Origin of the sequence: Polynucleobacter sp. es-GGE-1, assembly GCF_018882005.1 — a bacterium.
Lineage (GTDB): Bacteria > Pseudomonadota > Gammaproteobacteria > Burkholderiales > Burkholderiaceae > Polynucleobacter.
In genome coordinates, this window is the sequence record NZ_JACVPE010000013.1 from 1 (window position 1) to 21,416 (window position 21,416).

The following is a 21,416-nucleotide window of genomic DNA, read 5'->3' on the forward strand; positions in this document are numbered from 1 at the left end:
ACGATCTGCCTCTTGCAATATCCGAACAATCTGTTCGTCTGAAAACCGTACTCTCTTCATACCTGCTCCTTAGGTTGAAGGAGTCATTATCTCTAAAAGCTTTTGGTCTGAAAATCCCAGGACAGGTCACCACCTATATATTTAGTGCGATCTGGGCTAAAATCTTGATTAATAAGCATTTTTTATCTCCAATACGATAACTTAGTTTCATTAAAAGGTAACTAAGTGCTCATTTTAGGATACTTTTCTTTTGATTACAAGTGGTCAAATTAAGGCTGCACGTGGCCTTACCGGTTGGACAGCAAGACAGTTGGCTGAAAAGGCTGAAATAGGTTTTTCAACTTTGATACGTCTTGAGTCCGAGGAGGGTGTTCCTTCAAGTCACGTTAAAACTCTGGGTGCTATCAAGACTGCTTTTGAAAACGCCGGAATTGAATTCATTGGCACGCCGGAGGAGGGTGCTGGTGTGAGATGGAAAACTTCTAGGTAATTAACGGTATGACCCTGTTGCCAAGACAGTTGCACGCAAAGATTGCAAAAGCTAAATTCCCGTTTGGCCAAAGAAAAACGGTTGAAGATATCCTGGTTCAAGCAGTCTGTCACTTTCGGATTTATCGCAACCGATTACGAAAAAATCTCGCGCCCCTACCTGGAAGATTTCAATTGCGAAGCCAAGCTCAAAAGCGTGGCCCAAAGGATAAAAAAGAGGTGCGCATGTATTTGCTCTCCCAGATCCACTACGCATGGGTACGTGGCTTCGAGGCTTATCCAAAAATCAACAACAAAGATTACCCAGATTCTCCATTTGTTATCTTTGCAGAATCCATATTGCTTAGCGAAGGTGTGGCTCGTATTCACACCAATTTAGAGGAATTTCGCTCTTATCGAAAAAAGCAATTAGAGGCCTCTGGCTTTAAGGTAGTCCGAGGCCAAGTGAAATAAATAAGCGAGATAAACAAGCTAAATAAATAACGGGGGTATAAATCCTTAAGAGGGCTCCAGGATGGCGCTAGAACAACTCGCAGTGAGGTGTTCACTAACCTAAATCATAGGAGCCATCATGGCCAATATCAGTAAGAAAGCAGTAAATCCACAAACTGGGCCCAAGACAGTAATTGGGAAAAGTATATCTAGTAAAAATGCGCAAAAAGCCTCAATTTTTACCAAAGGCTATTTGCCATCTGAAAACCCTGAACAAAGGCAGGCGCAATTTGAGCTACTGTGCCAGCAATGGGGCGCTGATGACCCCACTCGCCAGATTCTGCTGCGAACAGTTGAGGAGGCTAACTTGGGGTGCGAGCGTCTGATGCTTGCATTGCGACAAAAGATCGAAGGCAAAATGCAGTCACTTGAAATCGCACAGGAATTTGCTAAGCAAGCGGGCATGAGTGCAATAGCGGCATTGACTTTACCTAGTTGGTATTTCAAGGAGGATTCTTCTCAAAAATCATTTGCCATTAATGTGCTAGATGCTTATCTAGAAGTCATCAGTTTGCGCAACTCTTTTAGCGATCAACTCACCGCACAGATTGCCCAGCAATTTCCAAATTTGTACGCATACGTAATGGAGGGGCAACGTACGGGAGCCATCTTTTCGACTGTACTTGGTCAGCGTTATCGACAAGCTACCCCTTTGCTTAATTACGCTGCCGTCCAAAAAGAGATTGAGGAAAAGTACCCCCATCACTTAACTTGGGCGCAAGATGATGAGCGTTATGAAACCATTATTGCTGGTATTCGAGCAGGGCAAGTGATTGAGGCAATGGATTTGGATAAATACACGCGCTATATGACCAGTTTTCAAAACCGCATTTTTAAGGGGATTCATGGCCTGGCTGTGATTGATCAGTATGAAGCTAAAACTGTACAGGCCCTTTCAAGTAACGCAGTTTTGAGTAGCTCAAGCCAGGATGGTGCTGATGATGCGGTAGAGGAGGGTTAATGCTTTAGAAATTAAAACTGCCATTTTGCAAAACGAAATGGCAGTTTTTCTAAATAAATCAAAAGCTTGTTATTTTTTATCAGCGCATTATGTGGTAGGTATCACTGATGCCTAGCCAATACATCAAGTCAATTTAACTTTAAGTGAGTGTTCTTATAAGAGCTACTTTTTGATGTAAATCTGTTTGAAATGAAACAATAACAATCCCAAAATCATGCCGAGCAATACTCCTAGTAATAAGATGGGTTTGGATTTTGGAGAGGTCGGAGTATCGGGTGGCGATGGGCCATCAACGATATTGGGCTGTAGACTCTCTGGGGAGCTTAAGAGCGCTTCAAGCCCTAGTGTTGAGGTCTGCAATCCAACCATGTCAAATTTAGCATTGTTTGATGCAAGTAATGCTTTGTTGCTATTGAGTAATTTTTCTAGGTAAGCAATTTTTGGTACATTGAGCTTTTTGATGATGGCAATAGTGCCGTTGCCCAGCTGCCCAGCCAATTCTTGTGCCCCAGCAGCAGAGCTCGATTTGACAGTCAGATTCAGAAATACGCCACCTTTACTTATTGAAGCAAGCTTTAAAGCATTGCGCACATTGCTTTGTGCATCCATATTTGGAGTTGGTTGCATGATGTTAATGATTTGGTCGGCCGTCTGAGAGAACATTAGGCGCTCTAATAATTCATCTGAGCTAACAGTTATTTGATTGATTGCAACATTACTAGATGATGGTTGAATCTGAATCACGATTCTACTTTCATAAATGCTCGGAGTGATGGTCAGATAAGCGATTGCCACGATGATGCCAATTGCAATCCCGGCTAGTGCAAACCATTTGGCTTTGATCACAAAGGTCACCACGTCTCCTAAGGTGAGTTCGGGGTCAGGATTGACTGGTGTATTGTTTGAGTAGGGGGTAGTCATGATGAATAGTTTTGGTCTTTGTGTGGTCGTTGTTTTGATTTTGTCCGTTTTAAATATTATAGGTAATTTACGGTCTGCATTGGTGTTGTGATGATGAAGTCATATCTAGGGCGTCATTTGAGGCTTTTGGGCAGCCACCTTTACAAAAAGGGTTATATAGGCAAGGGAATGTTCAATCCCTGGTGAGATCTCCTCTAAAATAAACCATGGACATTCAGAGAAACATCTACCCTGATTTAGCTCGTCATAGCTTTGGCATCAGCTCAGAAACGAGTACCGTTCGCGTGGGTGAGCTCACGTATGAGAGCCCCATTCATCTTTGGGAAAACTCGGCCTTATATGGCCCTTGCAGCATTGGCGCCTATTCCTATATGAATCGCTTTGCCATGTTTTTTAACGTCCATATTGGCCGGTTTTGCTCTATTGCTGGATATGTCAGAGGCGTTGGAGATCACGATTCACAATTTTCCACGCATCCCATTTGGACCGATATGAATCGATGAATGTTTGCATTAGATCCAACGTATATCAAGATTACCGAAGAGCGCTTTAAAAATCATCAAAATAATCCACCCAAAGAGGCTCATGAGAAAGATAGCGCCATTCGCATTGGCAATGATGTTTGGATTGGGGAAAATGTCTTAATACAAGCTGGGGTTCGCATTGGCAATGGCGCCATTATTGGGGCCAATAGCTTTGTCAGAAAAGATGTGCCTGCGTATGCAGTAGTTGCTGGCTCTCCTGCAGTGGTTAAGAAAATGCGCTATTCCGATCAAATCATTGAGCAGTTAGAAAATCTCGCTTGGTGGCAATATAAACCAGGTGATTTTGCGCATAGGGTTGATAAAAGTAATATTGAAAAGACGATCGAAGCAATTAGTCAAGGTGTTGCTGATACAAGCATTAGCTTGTTAAAGCCTGAGCGGTTCTTGCTTTCACAGCAAGGCGATAGCTTTAAGCTTGACAGGTTGAATTAACTTTTTTGGCCTTGATTAAGGGCTGTATCCTGAGTCACATCTAAAGCCAAAGTAAAAGCCAAATCCAATCAATAGTAGATCTGAGTTTGGTCAACATATTTGATAGCTAAGGTCATTGAAGCAAATATGAAGCCATTATTATTGATTTTATTTGTGGCGTTTGTCAGTGTCTGCTCCACAACGATTGAAAATGAAAAAAAGTGCCCGTATCTAACAGTGGTCACTAGACTTTAGATTTCTTTTGCTGTTACAACAGCAAACCAACCTATAGCGATTCCTTTTACTACGAGAGCCGCAGGGATTGTTTTGATGCTATGTATCAAATGCAAATTGAGGCCAGAAAAAAGCCAAAATATAGTGGCTCAGGTATTTGCACCAAATGGTTTACTGAGGGTCAAGAAAGGACTCAAAACGATCTCTTGGGTTATCGCTAGGCTCACGTTGTAACTGGCGCATCAATTTACGTGGCGATAGAACAGTACGAGCAGCAATTATTACCCTATAGCCCCATAGTCCGCTAATCGGTTAGCTATGACGCCAAGGCCCCTATGGCCTCAAGATGCCTAAAGCATGACTCATCCTTAACTAAGTGGGGCAATATCAATAGTAAAATAGGGCTTCGATTAACCGCCGCCTCACCCCTTTAAACCCTGCTTTACAGATCCTTTTGAGCCTCTTATACCCATGAAGACAGCGATTATTACCGGCATTTCCGGGCAAGATGGCCTATATATGGCGGAGCTTTTGCTGGGTAAGGGATATCGGGTGATTGGCACAACGCGCGATACCAATCATGCTCGCTGCTCATTGCCTGCCCACTTAGAGGGCGAGATCGAGTTATTTGCCTGGGATGTGGACAATGAGTTGCAGCTGCGCCGCATTATTGAAAATGTTAATCCTCAAGAAATCTATAACTTTGCGGCATACACCTCGGGTGAGAAGATGTTTGAAGACCCTGTGGGTATTGGTCTCATTAATGGTCTTGGGGTGGCCAAGATTCTCAATGCCATTAAAGAGCTAGACCCCACGATTCGTTTTGCTCAGGCCTCAACATCGGAGATGTTTGGCAAAGTCTTAGACAAGCCGCAAACAGAAGCTACCCCCTTTTATCCATGTAGCCCTTATGCTGCCGCTAAGTTGTATGGCCATCAAATGATTGATATCTATCGTGAACGTTATGGTCTTTTTGCTTGCTCAGCGATCTTGTTTAATCACGAGAGTCCGCGTCGTGGACTCAATTTTGTGACACGCAAAATTACGCACACAGCCGCTCAAATTCAATTAGGCATGGCAAAAAAGTTGATTTTGGGCAATCTAGATGTGCAGCGTGACTGGATGTTCGCCGGCGATACGGTGCGTGCAATGTGGATGATGCTTGGCGCGCCACGGGCTTCTGATTACATCGTTGCCAGTGGTGTCAGCCGCTCGGTACGCCATTTATGCCAAGTTGCTTTCGAGTGCTTAGGAATGAATTATGAGGATTACGTCACCAGTTCCCCTGAATTTTTTAGGCCAATTGATTCGGTCAATTTAGAGGGCAATTGCCAAAAATTACAAGCTTTGGGTTGGAGTGCGCAAGTGGGTTTTGAGCAGATGGTACAAGAGATGGTGCAAAGTGATTTGGCGCTATTACAAACTCAACATTTAGCATCTGCCTTGAAAGTGGATCGCTAGGCCCAGGCCCAACCAGGCTTGAGAATAGTCAATATAGGATATAAATATGGTTAATACCGTTAAGCCAGTTTTAGCGTGTCGCATCTGTGGCAATACTCACCTCGAAACAATTTTAGAATTAGGCGATCAAATGCTGACTGGCGTTTTTCCCAAGGTGATCGATCCTAAGGCTGCTACAACGGGCCCTTTAACCTTAGTTAAATGCATCGGCGGTGATCATGTTTGCGGGCTAGTGCAATTGGCACACTCTTATGATCTGAGTGAAATGTATGGTCTAAATTATGGCTATCGCTCTGGCTTAAATAAAAGTATGGTGGCTCATTTGCGATCTAAAGTTGACCGCATTTTATCCATGACTAATCTAGATTCTGGTGATTTGGTGATAGATATTGGCAGTAACGATGGTACGACGCTTGCAGCTTATCCCCAAAACGAGCTCAATTTGGTGGGGGTAGATCCGACCGGAATCAAATTTGCCGCTTACTACCCAAAGCATGTACAGCTGATTACCAATTTTTTCTCAGCCAAACTTATTAAAGAACGTTTTCCTGGTAAAAAGGCCAAGGTGATTACCTCTTTTTCCATGTTTTATGACTTAGAAGATCCAGTCGATTTCATGAGAAATATTCATGAGGTTTTAGAAGATGATGGAATTTGGGTTTTTGAGCAAAGTTACCTGCCGACTATGATTGATACAAACTCATTTGATACGGTTTGTCATGAGCATTTAGAGTTTTATTGCCTAAAGCAAATTCAGTTTATGGCTCAAAAGGTCGGATTTCAGATTATCGATGTAGAGTTTAATGATATTAATGGCGGCAGCTTTTCAATTACTGTTCGCAAAAATAGCACCGCAAATGCTAATCAAGTGTTACCGCCTATTCAAGCTATTTTAGATAAAGAGCGTGAGCAGGGTTACGATTCACTTGATCCATTTATCGCTTTTGCTAAGCGCACAGTCTTGGCTAAGCAAGCCTTATTGCAGTTTTTGGAAAATGCAAAGAAAGCAGGTAAAACAGTTGCGGCTCTTGGGGCATCAACAAAAGGTAATGTGTTGTTGCAGTATTGTGGACTGAATGAAAAAGATTTGATGTGCGTGGGTGAGGTTAATGAAGAAAAGTACGGATGCTACACCCCAGGAACTTGGATCAATATTATTTCTGAAAAAGAATTGTTGGATAAAAAGCCGCACTATTTGCTAGTGTTGCCATGGCACTTTCGATCTTTTTTTGTAAACAATCCTCAATTTTCAGGGATGAAGCTCGTCTTTCCATTGCCTCAATTAGAGGTAGTAGGCTAAAGATCATTTTGTGCTGAGAAAGGGCATTGAACTACTCAGTAATATATCAATCAGCACTTATGGCGAGATTTTATAGGCTTTTGCCTTAGTTAGTGCTTACGGCTTACTTAGTCAGACTTAGGCAAGCATGATTAACGCGATAAATTCTAATGGTCCCTAACTCTAGGCCTTGGGGGTTTTGAGGCTCAACTATCGTTAGGCACTGATCAACAGCCAAATTGTTATAGCCACCCTTGATTTTTTGAAAAGGGCTTTTGATCATTTCTTCATCGTCCAAAATATAATGAATATTACGCTGCGCCCAATATTCAGTTAACTGATTATCTTTGATAAATGGCAGGACTTCATCATTCGTTAATCCATCGATATTAACTACCTGCTTAGAAATGAAAAAACCCAAAATTCCAGCATTCCATGCAGCATAAGGCCCTTCAAGATTCATAGTATTGATTACGCGACTCAGATTTAGGGGTAGGACTTGATTTGGCCAGGGCGCCCTTAGTAGGTGAGTCATGCCAATGCCAAAATAGAAAATAAAACAAATGTAGAAGACAATAGATTTTGAATTTTTAAATGCCCAAAAAAATAGAGTGGTAAGCAAAAGTGAGTAAGGCGCTACAAAGTTTCCTATATACCAATTTTGCAAACCAAGGCTATTGTGGCGATACACGGCAATATAGCCACAAATCGTCAACATTGTTGATAGGGAGATATAAAAAGACTCGGTCCCAGCCCATTGCTTTAAACGAATATGTTTGTGAATTAAAAATAAAAACAAAGCCAGAATAATCAATGGGGCTACTACTCTAAATGAGCCCCCACCAATTGGCATCACCATTTGGGCAATAAGATCGATTGGAGCTCGGATGCGGTGATCAACAATCGAGGACCAGTACAGCTTTACTTTGGCGCTAGCTTGAAAAAAATTACCTGAAATCCAGAAATTATGGACAGTAATTAAGAAGATGCCGATGACAGCACCACATGAGATTGCAAGAGATCTAAGCCACCAAATTCGCTCTTTGATTGCGAGCAATCCTAATGTTAGGGCGATAAATGTGGCACCAGGAAGCATCCCAAAATCAGAACGTGATAAAGATCCTAAGAGACCTATTAAAAAAAGACTGGCATATTCTTTACGGGAAATGGGTTTAACGGTATTGAATATTGTAAAAATTGTCAGTGAGCTAAAAAAGATCACTAGCCACGATTCCATAAGGTTAGTAGATTGGTATATGACGTCAAAACAGAAAAATGGCGCTATAGCAACAAAAGCTAATTTGGGGCCAAATAGTCGATGGCTCATAGAGCAGCATAAATAAGCTGAAGAGCTGATCGTTACGCTAGCTAGAATCGAGATCAAAAAAAACAAATAACGCCAATCAACGATTCCAAGAATTTTGTAAATTGCGTAAAGGAAGTATCCGAATAAGAGATGAAATCCTGTAGCAGCAGCAAGCCCATCAAAACTCCAAAAACCCAACGACGCTCTATTCTTAGCTAGTTGCAGATAATAAAAGGCGTCGTCAGGGATCGCGCCTATAAGAACTGAGTCAGAAGCAGAATAAAAGTAAACACTACGAAACAATAATAAAAAAAATAGCCCAAGAGGTAAGTAGATACAGGGCTGAAAATGTTTTTTTATTAATTGAATATTAATCATATTAATAGTGCATTAGTTTGAGAGTAGTTTTTCAAGGTAGTTATTAAAGCGCCTTTTTCCTAATATAGAGCGACCTAATTTTTGGATCAGCCTTAAGCTGGATTTAAGGGGTGGGGGTGGTGCAGGTTCTTGTGATTCAGGATATTTGGAGCAATTAAGTAATGCACAATTAATATAAATACGATAGTTTTTTTCTCGTAATTGATGGTGAAATGGCACATGGTCGGAAACCTCATTGCCATTTTTATCAAGTCCAGCATATTGCCCTGCTAAAAAAGCAGAGCGCTTATAGATGCCAAAACCTCCAAATGCTGAATCTACTTGAATCATTCCTAAAGAAGGGTGAAGTGGACTTTGCTTGGCTGTAATCGCAAGGTTAATAGCCGCTGGCTCGCCAATAAGATCTTGAAGTCGATCTTTTTGTGCCCAACAATCACCAGGACTCCAGTCGGGATGTCTTAGTGTCCAAACATCATAATAAGCCTCGACTTGATTGGCTGTTACAACATCCCAATCTTCAGTTACAGTCCAGCATTGCTTGATTTTATTGGCAGACAGTAAAGGGTTCATTCCATCCATGTCAGCCATTGCAATAAAATCTATATGCTTGTAACGCGGATTATTTTTGACCTGATTAATCACTTCATTCCTAGCTTTAGCAATACGCTCTGTGCGCTTGCGATAAGTCTTACTCAAATTGCCAAAACTGACGAAGTCAAAATTTTGCTCCGAGCTTTTTATTTTCTCAAGAACTGAAATCGTATCATCAGTTGAATCACTTTCTACAATCAGGGTGAAGACCTCATTAAAGTCAGAGAGACTACGCCTTAGTAGTAATGCTTCATCTTCAATGATGCTAGCAACGTTTCTCACTGGACCGGCTAGCAAAATATTTGACTGGATAATGGGTTTTCGCTCTGAAAAAATCTTCATAATCTTTGCTCAATTGCATTCGGATAAGATTTGGATTGATCTGAAATGCGCGTAGCCCTTTTTTGACGCCAGCTTGCAATTACCATCGCAAATATGAGGTAGAAAGTAAACTCAATATCAAATACGTGACGTCTACTTTCTCCACCATCGGTTAATATGTGTGCAAAAAAATGCAATGCCAAAACAGTTAGCATAATGGCGGGAAATTGCTCCCGCTCTTTTTTGACTTTATAAATTAAATAGAAAATTAATAAGATACAAGCAACTCGAATTTGATGAAACTTAAAGAAGAGTGTTAAAAAGCTTAAGTTATAGGCAAAAGTATAAGACTCAATTTTGTCCCTATTTTTTAGAAAATAATATCCGTCGGGTGTGTCGAAGTAAGCCCCAACATTATGTTTGATATTACGCAAATAAATAAGTAGATTAAAGTTTTTTATAATGCCAGGTGAAAGCTCATTAAGGTATGCAATGTAGTAGCAAGAGTTATAGTTTGGCTCACCATTTACTTTTTTATTTTCAGTATCGAGCAACCCATATGACTTTTTGCACTCCAAATTAGGATACGCTTTTCTGATTTCCTCTGGCGTAGCAAATGGACCGAGCGGAGTTTTTACGCTAAAAGTCATAATGAAATTTAGCGGTGTCCAGCTGCTTGACCCAAAAAATCCATAAAGAATATAGTTTTTGATTGGCAGGGATAGCAGTATCAATAAAATGCAGGCGACTGTCGATACAATAAATGTTTTTGCAAGAACTTTTCTACTCAGATAGATATAGACGCAAAGAAGAATAATTGCTGCTAGCAAGCTAAAACTGCTACGGATCATATAAAGGTAGCAAACTGAAAATCCAATCAATATGGATGCATATCTGGGTTGCTTATTAATTACATAAAAACCATATAAGAGAATTGCAAAGCCCATGGAGGTAAGGGCTGGATAAAATGCATATGCAGAGTTAAGTAATACTGGTGGTGAGAAAAGATAAAGGGCTGCGATGACTAGACCACCTACTCTTGTTTTTAAAATTTGACTGGAAATTTCAAAAACAATGAGCGCAATGAGAGACTGGCATAAACAATTAAAGATAACAAAGTTGTCGTATGCACCCCCTGGAATTGTTGAGAAGAACCAAAAGAAAAAATTAAAAAGTGGAGGTTGCGAATGAAGGTGAAGTAATGCGCTTATGGGATCTTTTTTTAAACCTTCAATATCTGCTGTCTGCCAGTGATTATCAAGAACAGAGTGAAGTGTATCTAAATTAAAGACAATTACTGCGCCATAAAGAGCAATAAAAAAAAGGCAGAAGAATAAAATTCTAGAAAATATAGATTTTTCTAAAAAAAAAGTATTGATGGACTTGGAAATTTCCCAGCGTTTCATTTTTCACTTTCAATAATAAATTTTTTTTGATGAAATAACTTTTCAAAAAATAGAACAACAAGTAACCGCAAGCTATCATAGATATCCTGGTACTGCATTTTTGATTTATCGTTAATGCGTGATGGTAAATGAATTGCTACCTCACCAACTTTGTAGTGGTTTAAATGAAGTACAAAAAGGGTTTCAAAGAAAAATGAGTACCCCTGGGATCGAACTTTGTTTAGAAATGAGCTTGGTAGTTTATGAAGGTTATAAATTCTGTACGCTCCAGTTGCATCATAGGGAATACCAAGGCAATAAAAGGTAAGCCAATGCCCGAGCTTTGTCAAAAACTTTCTCTTAAGACTCCAGTCGTGAAGACTTAATTTATTAATATGTCTTGACCCCACGACAATGTCACAACTTTTGGCGCGTTCAATAAAGTCCGGTATGTATTTAGGGGGATGAGTAGCATCACAATCGAGTGTAATAATTTGGCGGTAACCATTTTTGTACGCCCAAAGAATGCCGTCTCTATGAGCGCTGCCAATGCCTAATTTGCCGGTTCTGTGAATGACGGATAAACAAGGCTGTTTATCTGCTAGCGAATCGAGCAGTGAGCCGGTGCCATCAGGAGAATTGTCATCTAAAAATAAAATATCAGCATTTAGATTCATTGCCAGTATTTCATTCAGAATATTTTCTACATTATTAATTTCATTATATGTGGGTATAAAAATTAATAATTTAAGGTTGATGTCCATATGATTCTTATTCGTAAATTAATATAAATTAGGATTTCAGCTCATGTGCAAAATAATGTTTTTTCTTTATGAGATAATCTATTCTTCAAACAATTACAATAATTAGGCGTTTCAAATGACTACCATCAGCTTTAAAAGTGTATCGGTAATTTTGCCTGTAATGAATGAAACCTACTCCTTGGTTGAAACGGTTGATCAAATTCTTAGGCATTCCAAAGAAGATGTGAGAAATTTTATCATTGTAGTAGCTGAAAAAACTACTCAGGAGGCTTTAAGTACCATTGATGCTCTAATTGCCCGTCACGGAAGTCTAATCATTCTTCATCGTCAAAAAATGCCTTTTATTGGAGGGGCGATGCGCGAGGCATTTGAATTAGTGGAAAGTAGTCATGCCATTATGATGGCAAGTGATTTAGAGACAGACCCGAATCTTGTGCCGCTATTAATAGCAAAATCTAGAGAATTTCCTCAAAAGATTGTTACTGTTACTCGTTGGATTAAGGGGGGTGGATTTCAAGACTATTCCAATATTAAGTTGCTAGCAAACTGGATTTTCCAGAAAATGTTCTCATTACTTTACTGGACCAAGTTAACTGATATGACTTACGCGTATAGGATTTTTCCAACTCCCATTTTAAAATCCGTAAATTGGCAGGAATTACGACACCCTTTTTTATTTGAAACGATTATTAAGCCATTGAGAATAGGTATTGAGGCAATAGAAATCCCAGGTTTTTGGAGGGCGCGCACTGAAGGTGAATCTCAGAATACTTTTCTTCGTAATTTTGAATATTTTAAAATTGGACTTAAAGTACGATTTATGTCAAAGAATAAAATTCTTAAAATAGATTGATTTTTAATCGAAGGTAGAAAATGAAAAAAGTAATTGTCACGACAACTATTAATGCCCCAACCATTGCGATTGAAAAATTTGATGCCATGCCAGACTGGGAGCTTGTCGTTATTGGTGATTTAAAAACTCCTAAAGACTATAAATTAAAGCGGGGTACTTATTGGAGCCCTGAAATGCAAGAAAAATACGATAAGCAACTATCTGATGCGATAGGCTGGAATTGCATTCAGAGGCGAAACTTTGGTCTTGTTATCGCCCACGATATGCATGCAGATGTAGTGGCGGTTATTGATGATGACAATATCCCGCTTGCGGACTGGGGAAAAAATATTATGGTTGGGAAAGATATAGAGGTTAATTATTACGAGACTGCATTGCCAGCATTTGACCCAATCGGGTCCACCAATTATCCGCAATTATGGCATCGCGGCTTTCCTCTCCAGTTATTAAGTAAACGAGATTATTCTTCAAAATCTAGGCGTATCGTGCATTGCGATGTTCAGGCGGACTTTTGGAATGGCGATCCTGACATTGATGCAATTTGCAGAATGGAGCATGCTCCAGAGTGTTCTTTTGACGATAAATATTTTCCGTTGGCGGCAAATAAGATTGCGCCTTTTAACTCTCAAAATACCTTTATTTCTGGTGGAGTGCTAAAAGATTATTTTTTGTTTCCGCATATTGGTCGTATGGATGATATTTGGGCGGCTTTTTATATTCAGGCTAAAGGGTTTAATGTTGTTTTTGGGAAAGCCTCCGTTTATCAAGATCGAAATATCCATGATTTAGTACGGGATATGAAACAGGAATATCTTGGCTACGAGAATAATTTAAGTCTAGTTGAGCAGTTGAGTTCTGATCCAAAAAGCATTCTTGCTTTCTTACCTGGAAAAAGTATTTGGGCGTTTGATTTATACCAAAGACATTTTGAAAAATGAATAAGATACTAATTACTGGCGGAGCAGGTTTTGTTGGACGTCACTTTGTCAGACATTTTTTAGATGCTGGCGATCAAGTATATGCAGTAGATTGCATTGCACCAGATACAGGCGGTATTGATCCTAAAGATGGATGGCCATTATTTGACCCTAGGGAGTATGACAACTTCAATTTCATAAAAGAGGATTGCCGTACTTTTTTCAAACGGTGCAAAGATACTGATTTTGATTATGTAGTCCATTTAGCCGCTATGGTGGGTGGCAGAGCAATGATTGAAAATAATCCGATTGCCGTTGCGGATGATTTATCGATTGATGCTGAATATTGGCAATGGGCCAAGCTCACCAAGCCAAAGAAAACTTTATGCTTTAGTTCCAGTGCGGCATATCCTATTAAGTATCAACGTGATGGAGATTATGTTCTTCTTAAAGAGGATATGATTTCTTTTGACGCTGATATTGGCATGCCTGACATGTCTTATGGCTGGGCTAAATTGACTTGTGAGTATCTGGCGAGACTTGCATATGAGAAGCATGGAATTGCATCAGTATGTTATCGACCATTTTCTGGATACGGTGAGGACCAAGATGACTCTTATCCTTTTCCCAGTATATGTAAGCGCGCTTTGACCGAGAAGGGTGCGGATAATTTGCGAGTATGGGGAGATGGACGCCAGATGAGAGATTTTATTCATATTGATGACTGTGTGCGAGGTGCAGTTGCAACTATGGATCAAATCTCAGATGGAAGCGCGGTTAACTTATCTACAGGAATCTATACAAGCTTTATTCAATTTGCTCAGAAAGCTGCAAAAATTATTGGATATTCACCCATTGTCACAGGTATATCTGATATGCCGTCCGGAGTTTTTGCAAGAGGCGGTGATAGGACTTTTCAAGCATCATTAGGATTTAATTACGCCATAAATTTTGACGAAGGTATCGCTAACGCATTAAATTATTTTGAAGGTCTAAAAAGTAAGTAGTAATGTGCAGTGAAGGTTTTTGAGCTTATGGAACAAGACTTAAAAATAAATATTCAAAGAAAATGATTAAATGAACCAACCCTTGCAACACGGTGGTTCTTCCAATCGCTAGTGTTAATGCCCCAATAAAGAGGCTCAAATACATCAACGTCATATTCAGACTGCTAATTCCTAGGCTGAGGGATAAATCAAAGAAGATTGCAATTGCTGCTATCGCTGGTATCGATAACCCAATACTTGCTAAGGCTGATCCTAATGCTAAGTTCAAGCTACTTTGTAGGCGATTGGCTTTTGCCGCCCTTACTGCTGCATAGCACTCAGGCATGAGAACGAGCATAGCAATAGCAACGCCTACAATCGTTTTTGGCGCACCAGCAGCTTTTACTCCAGCCTCAATAGCTGGGCTTAATAATTCAGCTAAGCCTACCACCACCATAAGTGACAGAATCAATAGGATTACACTCGCTGCTGTCTTTAGATTGCTGGGCTTTGGCGCATGAAAATTGATATCCCTTTTCCCCTCTTCGGTTTTGGGTAAATAGTAATCTCGATGACTAATTGTTTGGAAGAACAGAAAAGCTGCATAAAGTGCAAATGAGGCAACGCCAGCAAAAGCAAGCTGACTCTTCGTGAAGTCAGGACCAGGCGTACTCACAGTAACCATTGGCATTACTAGAATAAAGGTTGCTAATGCTGTTAACACAGCTAATGCCGAGTTGGTTCCTTCGTTTCGAAAGGACATTTCATGATGGTGTAAGCCACCTATGAAAATACATAAGCCAATCACACCGTTGATCACAATCATGACTGTCGCAAAAACAGCATCTCTGGCAATAAATTCTGATCCCTCATGGCCGGAAAGCATCATTGAGATAATCAAAGACACCTCAATGATAGTGACGCTAATAGCAAGTACTAAAGCGCCATAGGGCTCACCAGTTTTATGAGCTACCACTTCTGCATGGTGGACGGCTGAAAGCACTCCGCCAATGAGCATGAAAGCCATTAAGGTAATAAACCAAGTTTGGCTAGATAGTGATTGAAGAATTTCCATGAATGGGTCCTGTAGTTACACTTAGGTGAAATTAGGGTTAAGCTTATAGAAATAAATCAATCACCACAGTTTGTATTCGAGTTTAAAGGTATTTATGAAGGCAATCATTCTTTTTGGTCATGGTGCAAGAGATCCTCGTTGGCGTGAGCCCTTCGATCGTCTAGCCACTTTATGGCGTGATCAGCATGCAAGAACTTTGGTTGAGGTGGCTTTCTTGGAGATCATGAAGCCTTCTTTGTGTGATGCAGTTACTTCATTGACCATTCAGGGAGTGACTCAAATTACAGTGGTTCCAATCTTTTTTGGTCAAGGCAGCCATTTGCGTAATGATTTTCCAAAACTGCTAGAAGCTTGTCGGGAGAAATTTCCCAAGATAATCTTAAGCGCAACGCATGCTGTTGGTGAGGATTTGGCTGTGTTGCAGGCCATTATCGATTTTAGTGCTAAGGTGCCTTGAGTCTTTAAACTTAGACTGTAACTCTTTAGCTCTTAAAGCTTCGCCCACCATAATCAATGATGGTGAGCTACTATCAAACCAATCATTCGCTTTACCCTCGGCTAGTTCGCCTAGAGTGCTACTCCAAAGACGTTCGCGGGGTGTACTTACTGCCTCTAAGACATGCACGGGAGTGTCGCCACCATTCAGACTTTGCTTAATTAATTGCTGTGCAATCTTAGCGGCATCTTTGCGTCCCATGTAATAGACAAGGGTATCTGCCGTGGGATTTAAGATAGGTTGATTGCGAGATCTTCTGTCATTACCCTCATTTGCCTGTGCTAAAGTGATAAAAGCGACGCTACGTGAAACACCGCGCAATGTTAAAGACTGTTGAAGGCTTGCTGCACCAGCTAGAGCCGCAGTAATACCAGGCACTACTTCAACCTCAATTCCAACTTGTTTTAAGGATCGAATTTCTTCATCTGCACGACCAAATAGCATGGGGTCACCACCTTTAAGACGAACAACCATTTTGTATTGCTTGGTGGCGTCAACTAAACGCTTATTAATGAAATATTGAGCAGATGACAACTTGCCACAACGTTTGCCTACGGGCACTTTAAGAGCCTGAGGGCAAAGGTCGAGCATTGCAGGCTCTACCAAAGCATCATGAAATACAATTTCTGCTTTCTTAAGCAGCTTTGCGCCGCGTACGGTAATAAGATCAGCAGCGCCAGGTCCAGCGCCAACTAAATACACTTTACCGGGGGGTGTGGGTTTTTGCTTCATACTCAAGTCAAGCTTCTAGTAAAGAACGCTTATTACGCCAGCTATTCTGAGTGGTCACCGAGAACAAATCAAACTGCTTTAAAGCTACATCCGTCTTTTGGTCAGGACGCAATGAAAAACTATCAAACCCAACACGAGCGCCCTGCAGGAGTTGATCAATCAACACGTCACCTATCGCACGAATCTCGCCAGTCCACTGGAAGTGACTGCGCAGAAGTGCGGCAGTGCTAAAACTTCTACCATCTCTGAAGATAGGAAAGTGAGCCGCAATTACTGGCCACAGTGTTTTACCTTGCTCAATGAGATCAGCATGTTTTAGGATATCTTCATCAGCAGCAAACCAAACTCCAATTCGAGCATTTTTGGCCTTAGCTTGAATATCAGATTCGGTTTGATGGGTTATCCACCAACTAAATGGCGCTAAGACATTTTTTTTGCCGTGCTCTAGATCAGGTAAGCCGTCCTCATCCTGACTGCCACTCCAGATGAGCCACTCATTATTTGCAAGGCTTGGTTTGCCACCTTTTGGGAAATGCAGAATCTGCTCATGCGCTGGAATGGTCTGTAGGTCGTTACTCATAATGCACCCCCTAAGGCTTCAACCTTTTCTTTTTTCTTGACATTTTTGTATGCAGCTTCTTTGAAGGGTGCTACACCAAGACGATGATAGGTTTCAATAAAAGATTCACTGTCATTACGTTGCTCAACATAGGTTTCGATAATATTAGTCATGACGTCTGGGATTTCATCAGCGTAAAAAGAAGGTCCAATGACTTTGCCAATAGTAGCCTCGTTTCCTTGCTCGCCACCTAGGGTGATTTGATACCATTCTTCACCATCCTTATCGACACCCAAAACACCAATATTGCCTACGTGATGATGACCGCAAGAGTTAATGCATCCAGAGATGTTTAGGCTGATATCACCTAGATCAAATAAGTAATCTAAATCATCAAAGCGCTCCTGAATGGCTTTAGCAATTAGGAGTGATTTGGCATTTGCCAAAGAACAGAAGTCACCACCAGGGCAGGCGATGATATCCGTGAGTAATCCAATATTTGGTAATGCTACTTTTTGTTTCTTGGCTTCCTGCCAGAGCTCATAGAGCTTAGATTGCTCCACATCAGCCAAGACCAAGTTTTGCTCATGCGTTGCACGCAATTCACCAAAGCTATATTGATCGGCTAAATTCGCAATAGCTAACATCTGTGCGGTAGTAGCATCCCCAGGCGCCACTGAACCATGTGGTTTGAGTGACAAAATTACACTGGCATAACCAGGAATTTGATGCGATTTAACATTTCGCGCTAACCATCTTCCAAAAATTACTTTTTCTTCATCGTTTATAGTATTGAGTATCTGTTCATCAGAAAGTTTTGGTAAGCTCTTATATGTGGGTTTGAGAAAGTGTTTGGCAACACGATCCCACTCGACCTGAGTAAAGTTATCATCACCATTTTTGATATGTAGCCATTCACCTTCAACCTGGCGAGCAAACTCTTCGGGACTCAAGGCTTTAACTAAGATCTTGATACGAGCTTTGTAAAGATTGTCTCTTCGACCGAAGCGATTATAGACGCGCAATATGGCTGTGAGGTAACTTGGCAATAACTGCCATGGCAACCCTGTCTTTATGAGCGAGCCCAAAACGGGTGTACGGCCCATGCCGCCACCAGCATAGATGTCAGAAATCAGTTCGCCATTTGTATTTTTCTTAAGTTCAATGCCAACATCATGGCAAAGAAGAATCGTACGATCTTCTTTAGCGCCATTTATTGCAAACTTGAACTTACGCGGCAAATACGCAAACTCAGGATGTAAAGTGGACCATTGACGTAGTAATTCACATACGGGGCGGGGATCGACATATTCATCACCCGCAACACCGGCAAAAGCATCACTTGTAATATTCCGAATGCAGTTACCAGATGTTTGAATCGCATGCATTTCAACTTTTGCCAGCTCAGCCAAAATATCCGGTGCATCTTCTAAAGTCACCCAGTTGTACTGAATATTTTGACGGGTAGTGAAGTGTCCATAACCACGGTCATACTTTTCCGCAACCATTGCCATGGTTCGTAGTTGCTTGGAATTAAATAATCCGTACGGAATCGCAACCCGCAGCATATAAGCATGACGCTGGTGGTATAGGCCATTCTGCAGTCTCAGTGGTCGGAATTCTTCTTCGGCAAGACTGCCATTAAGACGCCTAGTTACTTGGTCTCTAAATTGTGAAACCCTTTGAGCTACCAGAGTTTGGTCAATGTGGTCATATTTGTACATAGATATTGATTGTCATTGATTATCAATATAGCTCCAAATACTTAAAAATCTATTCTATATAACTAATAGCTATATAGTTCAGGAAATTATCTAAGTGTTAAAAAGACAATCTAAACACGGTAACCTCAACAAAATTAAAGGTGACTCAAGTCAGCATCAAAGGCTTAGTGGATTTATGTAGCACCAATGAATTCACCTAGGACTCATAAGCGGAGCTAAACGCATTCTGATATTTGCAACTAAAGACAAATATCTATTGGTTAAATTTTTGAAATACTTTCTGAGAGCCGGATATAGTTAAATAGCTTTTAGTTCTATATACCAGACCGTTCTCCATTTTTACTGAACACGCATTATTGATACATATCTGTTGATATGTATCGAAAAATTTGATGTTGGAATTTTCAGCAATTTTTTTTAATTTTATCCTTGAATTCAAGTATTCTGGCCGAATATCGTTAACATTTTGAATGCACTCTTTGTTATGAATCGGTCTAAATGGTGGCATGCCGATGCACTCAATTGGATTAAATGATAACGGTGGTGGCGGGCCAATGAGTATTACTTTCTTTCCGTTTGAAATAAGATATTCAATAGTCTTTTCTAATTGGAATTTTTGTAGATTATTTAAATCAATATCATGCATTCCCAAAATTACCTCTCTAATGTTTTCATCATGAGATAAGCCAACAATAAGTCTATTCATTTTTTCCGAGGACTCTATAGAATAATTTTCATGATAAGGTAATTGAAGAAACGGAAGTTGACCTGGCCACCCCATCATGACAAAACTTTTTTTATTGCTTAAATAGTAGCGCTCAAGCCCTGGAAAAGAATTGTGAGCAACGCTATCTCCAATTAATACTGTCTCTATACTTTGTTGCCCCACATAAGATAATTTACAAAAAAATGTTTCGTAGCTATATAATTTTTTTTCGCATTCAATATCGTTATGTGACAGCACTCCTCCATTAATATCTAAAATATTTCTATGTCTAAAATCTAAGCCATCTCGAATATAAGCACTCCATCCTTGATAGCCAATTAACGTCATAGTTGTAATCAAAAAAATAACGACTTTTTTGCCTTTATGACGGAATAGACACTCCCAATATCTATTAGTAAGAAAAGCCAGGCCAATGGCGGTAGCTATTAGAGTAATTTTGTAAAGATCAGACAATTTTCCTGTCGTGATAATTTGTCCAAAGCTTAGTAAAATCCAATGCCATAAATACAAAGGGTAGCTAATGACGCCCAGCCAAACCATTACATTATTAGAGAGGAATACTTTATTTACACTTGCCTCGCTGGTCGCCGATATTAGTAGTGCTGTCCCTATAGTCGGCAATAATGCCCACCAACCCGGAAATGAATTTTTAGCGCTTATTAAAAAAATGGCGATGGTAATCAGCAGCATGCCGATATAAGAAAATAAATTTAAGTTAGTCTGACTTAATTGCCTTATATCCTGGCTATTCCTAAATGAAAAACATGCACAAAGTGCTCCAACCAATAACTCCCAAAAACGACTGAGAGGTGAATAGAAGGCGTTGATTGGATCTGACTGAATGCTATAAATGTTTATAGAAAATGAAATGAGCACGAGACACAAAACTGCGCCAAATAAATTAATTCGTGTTTTATATAGAATCCATATAATTGCTGGCCAAAGCAAATAAAATTGCTCTTCGATAGATAGCGACCATAAATGAATTAATGGTTTTGTATCTACGTTTTTTTCAAAATAAGCTATTTCATTTAAAAGAACAAAGTTTTGAACAAAACCTGCGCCAGCAGCAATATGCAGCCCTAGTTTTTTGTACTCTGAAGCATAGAGCGCATACCAGCCAAATGCATAACACGTGACCAATATTAAAAATAAGGCTGGAAATATTCGCCTTATGCGGCGAGAATAAAATTCGGCAAAGCTAAAGCTGTTTGACGCCAAATTCTCTATGATAATTTTGGTAATTAAGAAGCCTGAAATTACAAAAAAAATATCAACACCGATAAAGCCACCGCTCGCAAAGTTGGGAAATGCATGGTACGCAATGGTTGATAATACTGCTAATGCTCTAAGCCCATCGATGTCTTTGCGATAGGCTATTGATTGATATTTTGAGTACATTATTTTTTATGAGCAGTTGATTTAAGGGCAAGTATTTTATAAGCCATGCTCTCGATAGTGCCTATATAGATTTGCAATTGATGCAAATCCAAGTGAGACGATCAAAACTGCAAAAAGGTATTCAGTGGTGAGGTAGTTAAATGCCTTGAGCTGGATGAGGATCACAGCTGCTATGAAGGCGCCAATTGACCCAAATACTACCAGTTTAAAATTGGGTGTAAATGCACCCAAAGTAATTGCAATAAATACCAAGTAGAGCTCTGAAACTAATTGGTCTGCAGTCACAAAAATAGAATTGGTTAATTCTGGATTAGTAAATTTTCCCAAAACGGCAATGGTCAAAATGCTAGCTAAGATCGCAAAGTTCAACTTTGCTTTGGAGAGAATGGCTTTCAGTTGATCGTTCAT

The 21,416-nt window shown here is 40.1% G+C and carries 23 protein-coding genes; 12 read left to right on the forward strand and 11 right to left on the reverse strand.

The window, feature by feature from the left end:
* From ICN35_RS10785 to ICN35_RS10800, 4 genes are all read left to right on the forward strand, one after another.
* Window positions 1-200: hypothetical protein (locus ICN35_RS10785; RefSeq protein ID WP_216127526.1), on the forward strand; the 200-nt coding region annotated here is incomplete at its 5' end.
* Between the two features lie 50 nt (window positions 201-250).
* On the forward strand, window positions 251-490 hold the full coding sequence (locus ICN35_RS10790) for a helix-turn-helix domain-containing protein (RefSeq protein WP_216127527.1): 240 nt from the start codon (window positions 251-253) through the stop codon (window positions 488-490).
* A gap of 8 nt (window positions 491-498) precedes the next feature.
* Window positions 499-942, forward strand: coding sequence for a hypothetical protein (locus ICN35_RS10795; protein ID WP_216127528.1), 444 nt, complete (start codon window positions 499-501; stop codon window positions 940-942).
* 118 nt (window positions 943-1,060) lie between these two features.
* On the forward strand, window positions 1,061-1,942 hold the full coding sequence (locus tag ICN35_RS10800) for a hypothetical protein (protein WP_216127529.1): 882 nt from the start codon (window positions 1,061-1,063) through the stop codon (window positions 1,940-1,942).
* Window positions 1,943-2,104: 162 nt separating this feature from the next.
* On the opposite strand, the gene ICN35_RS10805 is transcribed toward ICN35_RS10800, so the two are convergent.
* A complete protein-coding gene (locus ICN35_RS10805; protein WP_216127531.1) occupies window positions 2,105-2,863 on the reverse strand; it encodes a Wzz/FepE/Etk N-terminal domain-containing protein in 759 nt (252 codons plus the stop codon).
* A 206-nt stretch (window positions 2,864-3,069) separates the two neighbouring features.
* On the opposite strand from ICN35_RS10805, the gene ICN35_RS10810 reads away from it, so the two are divergent.
* The 4 genes from ICN35_RS10810 (at window position 3,070) to ICN35_RS10825 (ending at window position 6,814) form a co-directional block, all read left to right on the forward strand.
* Window positions 3,070-3,366 carry a hypothetical protein gene (locus ICN35_RS10810; RefSeq protein ID WP_216127533.1) on the forward strand — a complete coding sequence of 99 codons (297 nt, stop codon included), beginning with the start codon at window positions 3,070-3,072 and terminating at the stop codon, window positions 3,364-3,366.
* Window positions 3,367-3,840, forward strand: coding sequence for a CatB-related O-acetyltransferase (locus ICN35_RS10815; RefSeq protein WP_216127536.1), 474 nt, complete (start codon window positions 3,367-3,369; stop codon window positions 3,838-3,840).
* Between the two features lie 684 nt (window positions 3,841-4,524).
* Window positions 4,525-5,514, forward strand: a complete 990-nt coding sequence (locus ICN35_RS10820; RefSeq protein WP_216127538.1) for a GDP-mannose 4,6-dehydratase — start codon at window positions 4,525-4,527, stop codon at window positions 5,512-5,514.
* Between the two features lie 46 nt (window positions 5,515-5,560).
* Window positions 5,561-6,814: a class I SAM-dependent methyltransferase gene (locus ICN35_RS10825; protein WP_216127540.1), complete on the forward strand. Its 1,254-nt coding sequence runs from the start codon at window positions 5,561-5,563 to the stop codon at window positions 6,812-6,814.
* 103 nt (window positions 6,815-6,917) lie between these two features.
* Here ICN35_RS10825 and ICN35_RS10830 read toward each other — a convergent pair whose 3' ends face one another.
* From ICN35_RS10830 to ICN35_RS10845, 4 genes are read right to left on the reverse strand one after another with little or no spacing between them, the layout of a single operon-like run.
* Window positions 6,918-8,477: a hypothetical protein gene (locus tag ICN35_RS10830; RefSeq protein WP_216127543.1), complete on the reverse strand. Its 1,560-nt coding sequence runs from the start codon at window positions 8,475-8,477 to the stop codon at window positions 6,918-6,920.
* A 12-nt stretch (window positions 8,478-8,489) separates the two neighbouring features.
* Window positions 8,490-9,410 (reverse strand): hypothetical protein, encoded by a 921-nt coding sequence (locus ICN35_RS10835; RefSeq protein WP_216127546.1) that lies wholly within the window; start codon window positions 9,408-9,410, stop codon window positions 8,490-8,492.
* Entirely contained in the window at window positions 9,407-10,795 is a 1,389-nt protein-coding gene (locus ICN35_RS10840) for a glycosyltransferase family 39 protein (protein ID WP_216127549.1), read from the reverse strand. The genes ICN35_RS10835 and ICN35_RS10840 overlap by 4 nt, the downstream gene beginning before the upstream one ends.
* Window positions 10,792-11,538: a glycosyltransferase gene (locus ICN35_RS10845; protein WP_216127552.1), complete on the reverse strand. Its 747-nt coding sequence runs from the start codon at window positions 11,536-11,538 to the stop codon at window positions 10,792-10,794. The genes ICN35_RS10840 and ICN35_RS10845 overlap by 4 nt, the downstream gene beginning before the upstream one ends.
* A gap of 115 nt (window positions 11,539-11,653) precedes the next feature.
* On the opposite strand from ICN35_RS10845, the gene ICN35_RS10850 reads away from it, so the two are divergent.
* Genes ICN35_RS10850 through ICN35_RS10860 form a run of 3 tightly spaced genes read left to right on the forward strand, consistent with a single transcriptional unit; the run spans window position 11,654 to window position 14,315 of the window.
* Entirely contained in the window at window positions 11,654-12,391 is a 738-nt protein-coding gene (locus ICN35_RS10850; RefSeq protein WP_216127555.1) for a glycosyltransferase family 2 protein, read from the forward strand.
* A gap of 20 nt (window positions 12,392-12,411) precedes the next feature.
* Window positions 12,412-13,329 (forward strand): hypothetical protein, encoded by a 918-nt coding sequence (locus ICN35_RS10855; RefSeq protein WP_216127558.1) that lies wholly within the window; start codon window positions 12,412-12,414, stop codon window positions 13,327-13,329.
* Window positions 13,326-14,315 (forward strand): NAD(P)-dependent oxidoreductase, encoded by a 990-nt coding sequence (locus ICN35_RS10860; protein WP_216127559.1) that lies wholly within the window; start codon window positions 13,326-13,328, stop codon window positions 14,313-14,315. Before ICN35_RS10855 ends, ICN35_RS10860 begins: the two co-directional genes overlap by 4 nt.
* Window positions 14,316-14,340: 25 nt before the next feature.
* On the opposite strand, the gene ICN35_RS10865 is transcribed toward ICN35_RS10860, so the two are convergent.
* Complete coding sequence (locus tag ICN35_RS10865; protein ID WP_216127560.1) at window positions 14,341-15,369, reverse strand: calcium:proton antiporter; 1,029 nt, start codon at window positions 15,367-15,369, stop codon at window positions 14,341-14,343.
* Window positions 15,370-15,463: 94 nt separating this feature from the next.
* On the opposite strand from ICN35_RS10865, the gene ICN35_RS10870 reads away from it, so the two are divergent.
* Window positions 15,464-15,826, forward strand: coding sequence for a sirohydrochlorin chelatase (locus tag ICN35_RS10870; protein WP_216127561.1), 363 nt, complete (start codon window positions 15,464-15,466; stop codon window positions 15,824-15,826).
* On the opposite strand, the gene cobA is transcribed toward ICN35_RS10870, so the two are convergent.
* From cobA to ICN35_RS10895, 5 genes are all read right to left on the reverse strand, one after another.
* Window positions 15,749-16,597, reverse strand: coding sequence for a uroporphyrinogen-III C-methyltransferase (gene cobA, locus ICN35_RS10875; RefSeq protein WP_216127562.1), 849 nt, complete (start codon window positions 16,595-16,597; stop codon window positions 15,749-15,751). The genes ICN35_RS10870 and cobA overlap by 78 nt on opposite strands.
* A gap of 7 nt (window positions 16,598-16,604) precedes the next feature.
* Window positions 16,605-17,177: a DUF934 domain-containing protein gene (locus ICN35_RS10880; protein WP_216127563.1), complete on the reverse strand. Its 573-nt coding sequence runs from the start codon at window positions 17,175-17,177 to the stop codon at window positions 16,605-16,607.
* Window positions 17,174-18,880, reverse strand: a complete 1,707-nt coding sequence (locus tag ICN35_RS10885) for a nitrite/sulfite reductase (RefSeq protein ID WP_216127564.1) — start codon at window positions 18,878-18,880, stop codon at window positions 17,174-17,176. Before ICN35_RS10885 ends, ICN35_RS10880 begins: the two co-directional genes overlap by 4 nt.
* 253 nt (window positions 18,881-19,133) lie before the next feature.
* Window positions 19,134-21,008 (reverse strand): acyltransferase family protein, encoded by a 1,875-nt coding sequence (locus tag ICN35_RS10890; RefSeq protein ID WP_216127565.1) that lies wholly within the window; start codon window positions 21,006-21,008, stop codon window positions 19,134-19,136.
* A gap of 36 nt (window positions 21,009-21,044) precedes the next feature.
* Window positions 21,045-21,416, reverse strand: coding sequence for a hypothetical protein (locus tag ICN35_RS10895; RefSeq protein ID WP_216127567.1), 372 nt, complete (start codon window positions 21,414-21,416; stop codon window positions 21,045-21,047).

Coding starts and splice junctions, on each gene's coding strand:
- ICN35_RS10880 (WP_216127563.1), bottom strand. CDS start 17,177: ATGAGTAACGACCTACAGACCATTCCAGCGCATGAGCAGATTCTGCAT.
- ICN35_RS10885 (WP_216127564.1), bottom strand. CDS start 18,880: ATGTACAAATATGACCACATTGACCAAACTCTGGTAGCTCAAAGGGTT.
- ICN35_RS10845 (WP_216127552.1), bottom strand. CDS start 11,538: ATGGACATCAACCTTAAATTATTAATTTTTATACCCACATATAATGAA.
- ICN35_RS10815 (WP_216127536.1), top strand. CDS start 3,367: ATGTTTGCATTAGATCCAACGTATATCAAGATTACCGAAGAGCGCTTT.
- ICN35_RS10890 (WP_216127565.1), bottom strand. CDS start 21,008: ATGTACTCAAAATATCAATCAATAGCCTATCGCAAAGACATCGATGGG.
- ICN35_RS10895 (WP_216127567.1), bottom strand. CDS start 21,416: ATGAACGATCAACTGAAAGCCATTCTCTCCAAAGCAAAGTTGAACTTT.
- ICN35_RS10855 (WP_216127558.1), top strand. CDS start 12,412: ATGAAAAAAGTAATTGTCACGACAACTATTAATGCCCCAACCATTGCG.
- ICN35_RS10830 (WP_216127543.1), bottom strand. CDS start 8,477: ATGATTAATATTCAATTAATAAAAAAACATTTTCAGCCCTGTATCTAC.
- ICN35_RS10800 (WP_216127529.1), top strand. CDS start 1,061: ATGGCCAATATCAGTAAGAAAGCAGTAAATCCACAAACTGGGCCCAAG.
- ICN35_RS10850 (WP_216127555.1), top strand. CDS start 11,654: ATGACTACCATCAGCTTTAAAAGTGTATCGGTAATTTTGCCTGTAATG.
- ICN35_RS10820 (WP_216127538.1), top strand. CDS start 4,525: ATGAAGACAGCGATTATTACCGGCATTTCCGGGCAAGATGGCCTATAT.
- ICN35_RS10870 (WP_216127561.1), top strand. CDS start 15,464: ATGAAGGCAATCATTCTTTTTGGTCATGGTGCAAGAGATCCTCGTTGG.
- ICN35_RS10825 (WP_216127540.1), top strand. CDS start 5,561: ATGGTTAATACCGTTAAGCCAGTTTTAGCGTGTCGCATCTGTGGCAAT.
- ICN35_RS10865 (WP_216127560.1), bottom strand. CDS start 15,369: ATGGAAATTCTTCAATCACTATCTAGCCAAACTTGGTTTATTACCTTA.
- cobA (WP_216127562.1), bottom strand. CDS start 16,597: ATGAAGCAAAAACCCACACCCCCCGGTAAAGTGTATTTAGTTGGCGCT.
- ICN35_RS10795 (WP_216127528.1), top strand. CDS start 499: ATGACCCTGTTGCCAAGACAGTTGCACGCAAAGATTGCAAAAGCTAAA.
- ICN35_RS10810 (WP_216127533.1), top strand. CDS start 3,070: ATGGACATTCAGAGAAACATCTACCCTGATTTAGCTCGTCATAGCTTT.
- ICN35_RS10805 (WP_216127531.1), bottom strand. CDS start 2,863: ATGACTACCCCCTACTCAAACAATACACCAGTCAATCCTGACCCCGAA.
- ICN35_RS10840 (WP_216127549.1), bottom strand. CDS start 10,795: ATGAAACGCTGGGAAATTTCCAAGTCCATCAATACTTTTTTTTTAGAA.
- ICN35_RS10860 (WP_216127559.1), top strand. CDS start 13,326: ATGAATAAGATACTAATTACTGGCGGAGCAGGTTTTGTTGGACGTCAC.
- ICN35_RS10835 (WP_216127546.1), bottom strand. CDS start 9,410: ATGAAGATTTTTTCAGAGCGAAAACCCATTATCCAGTCAAATATTTTG.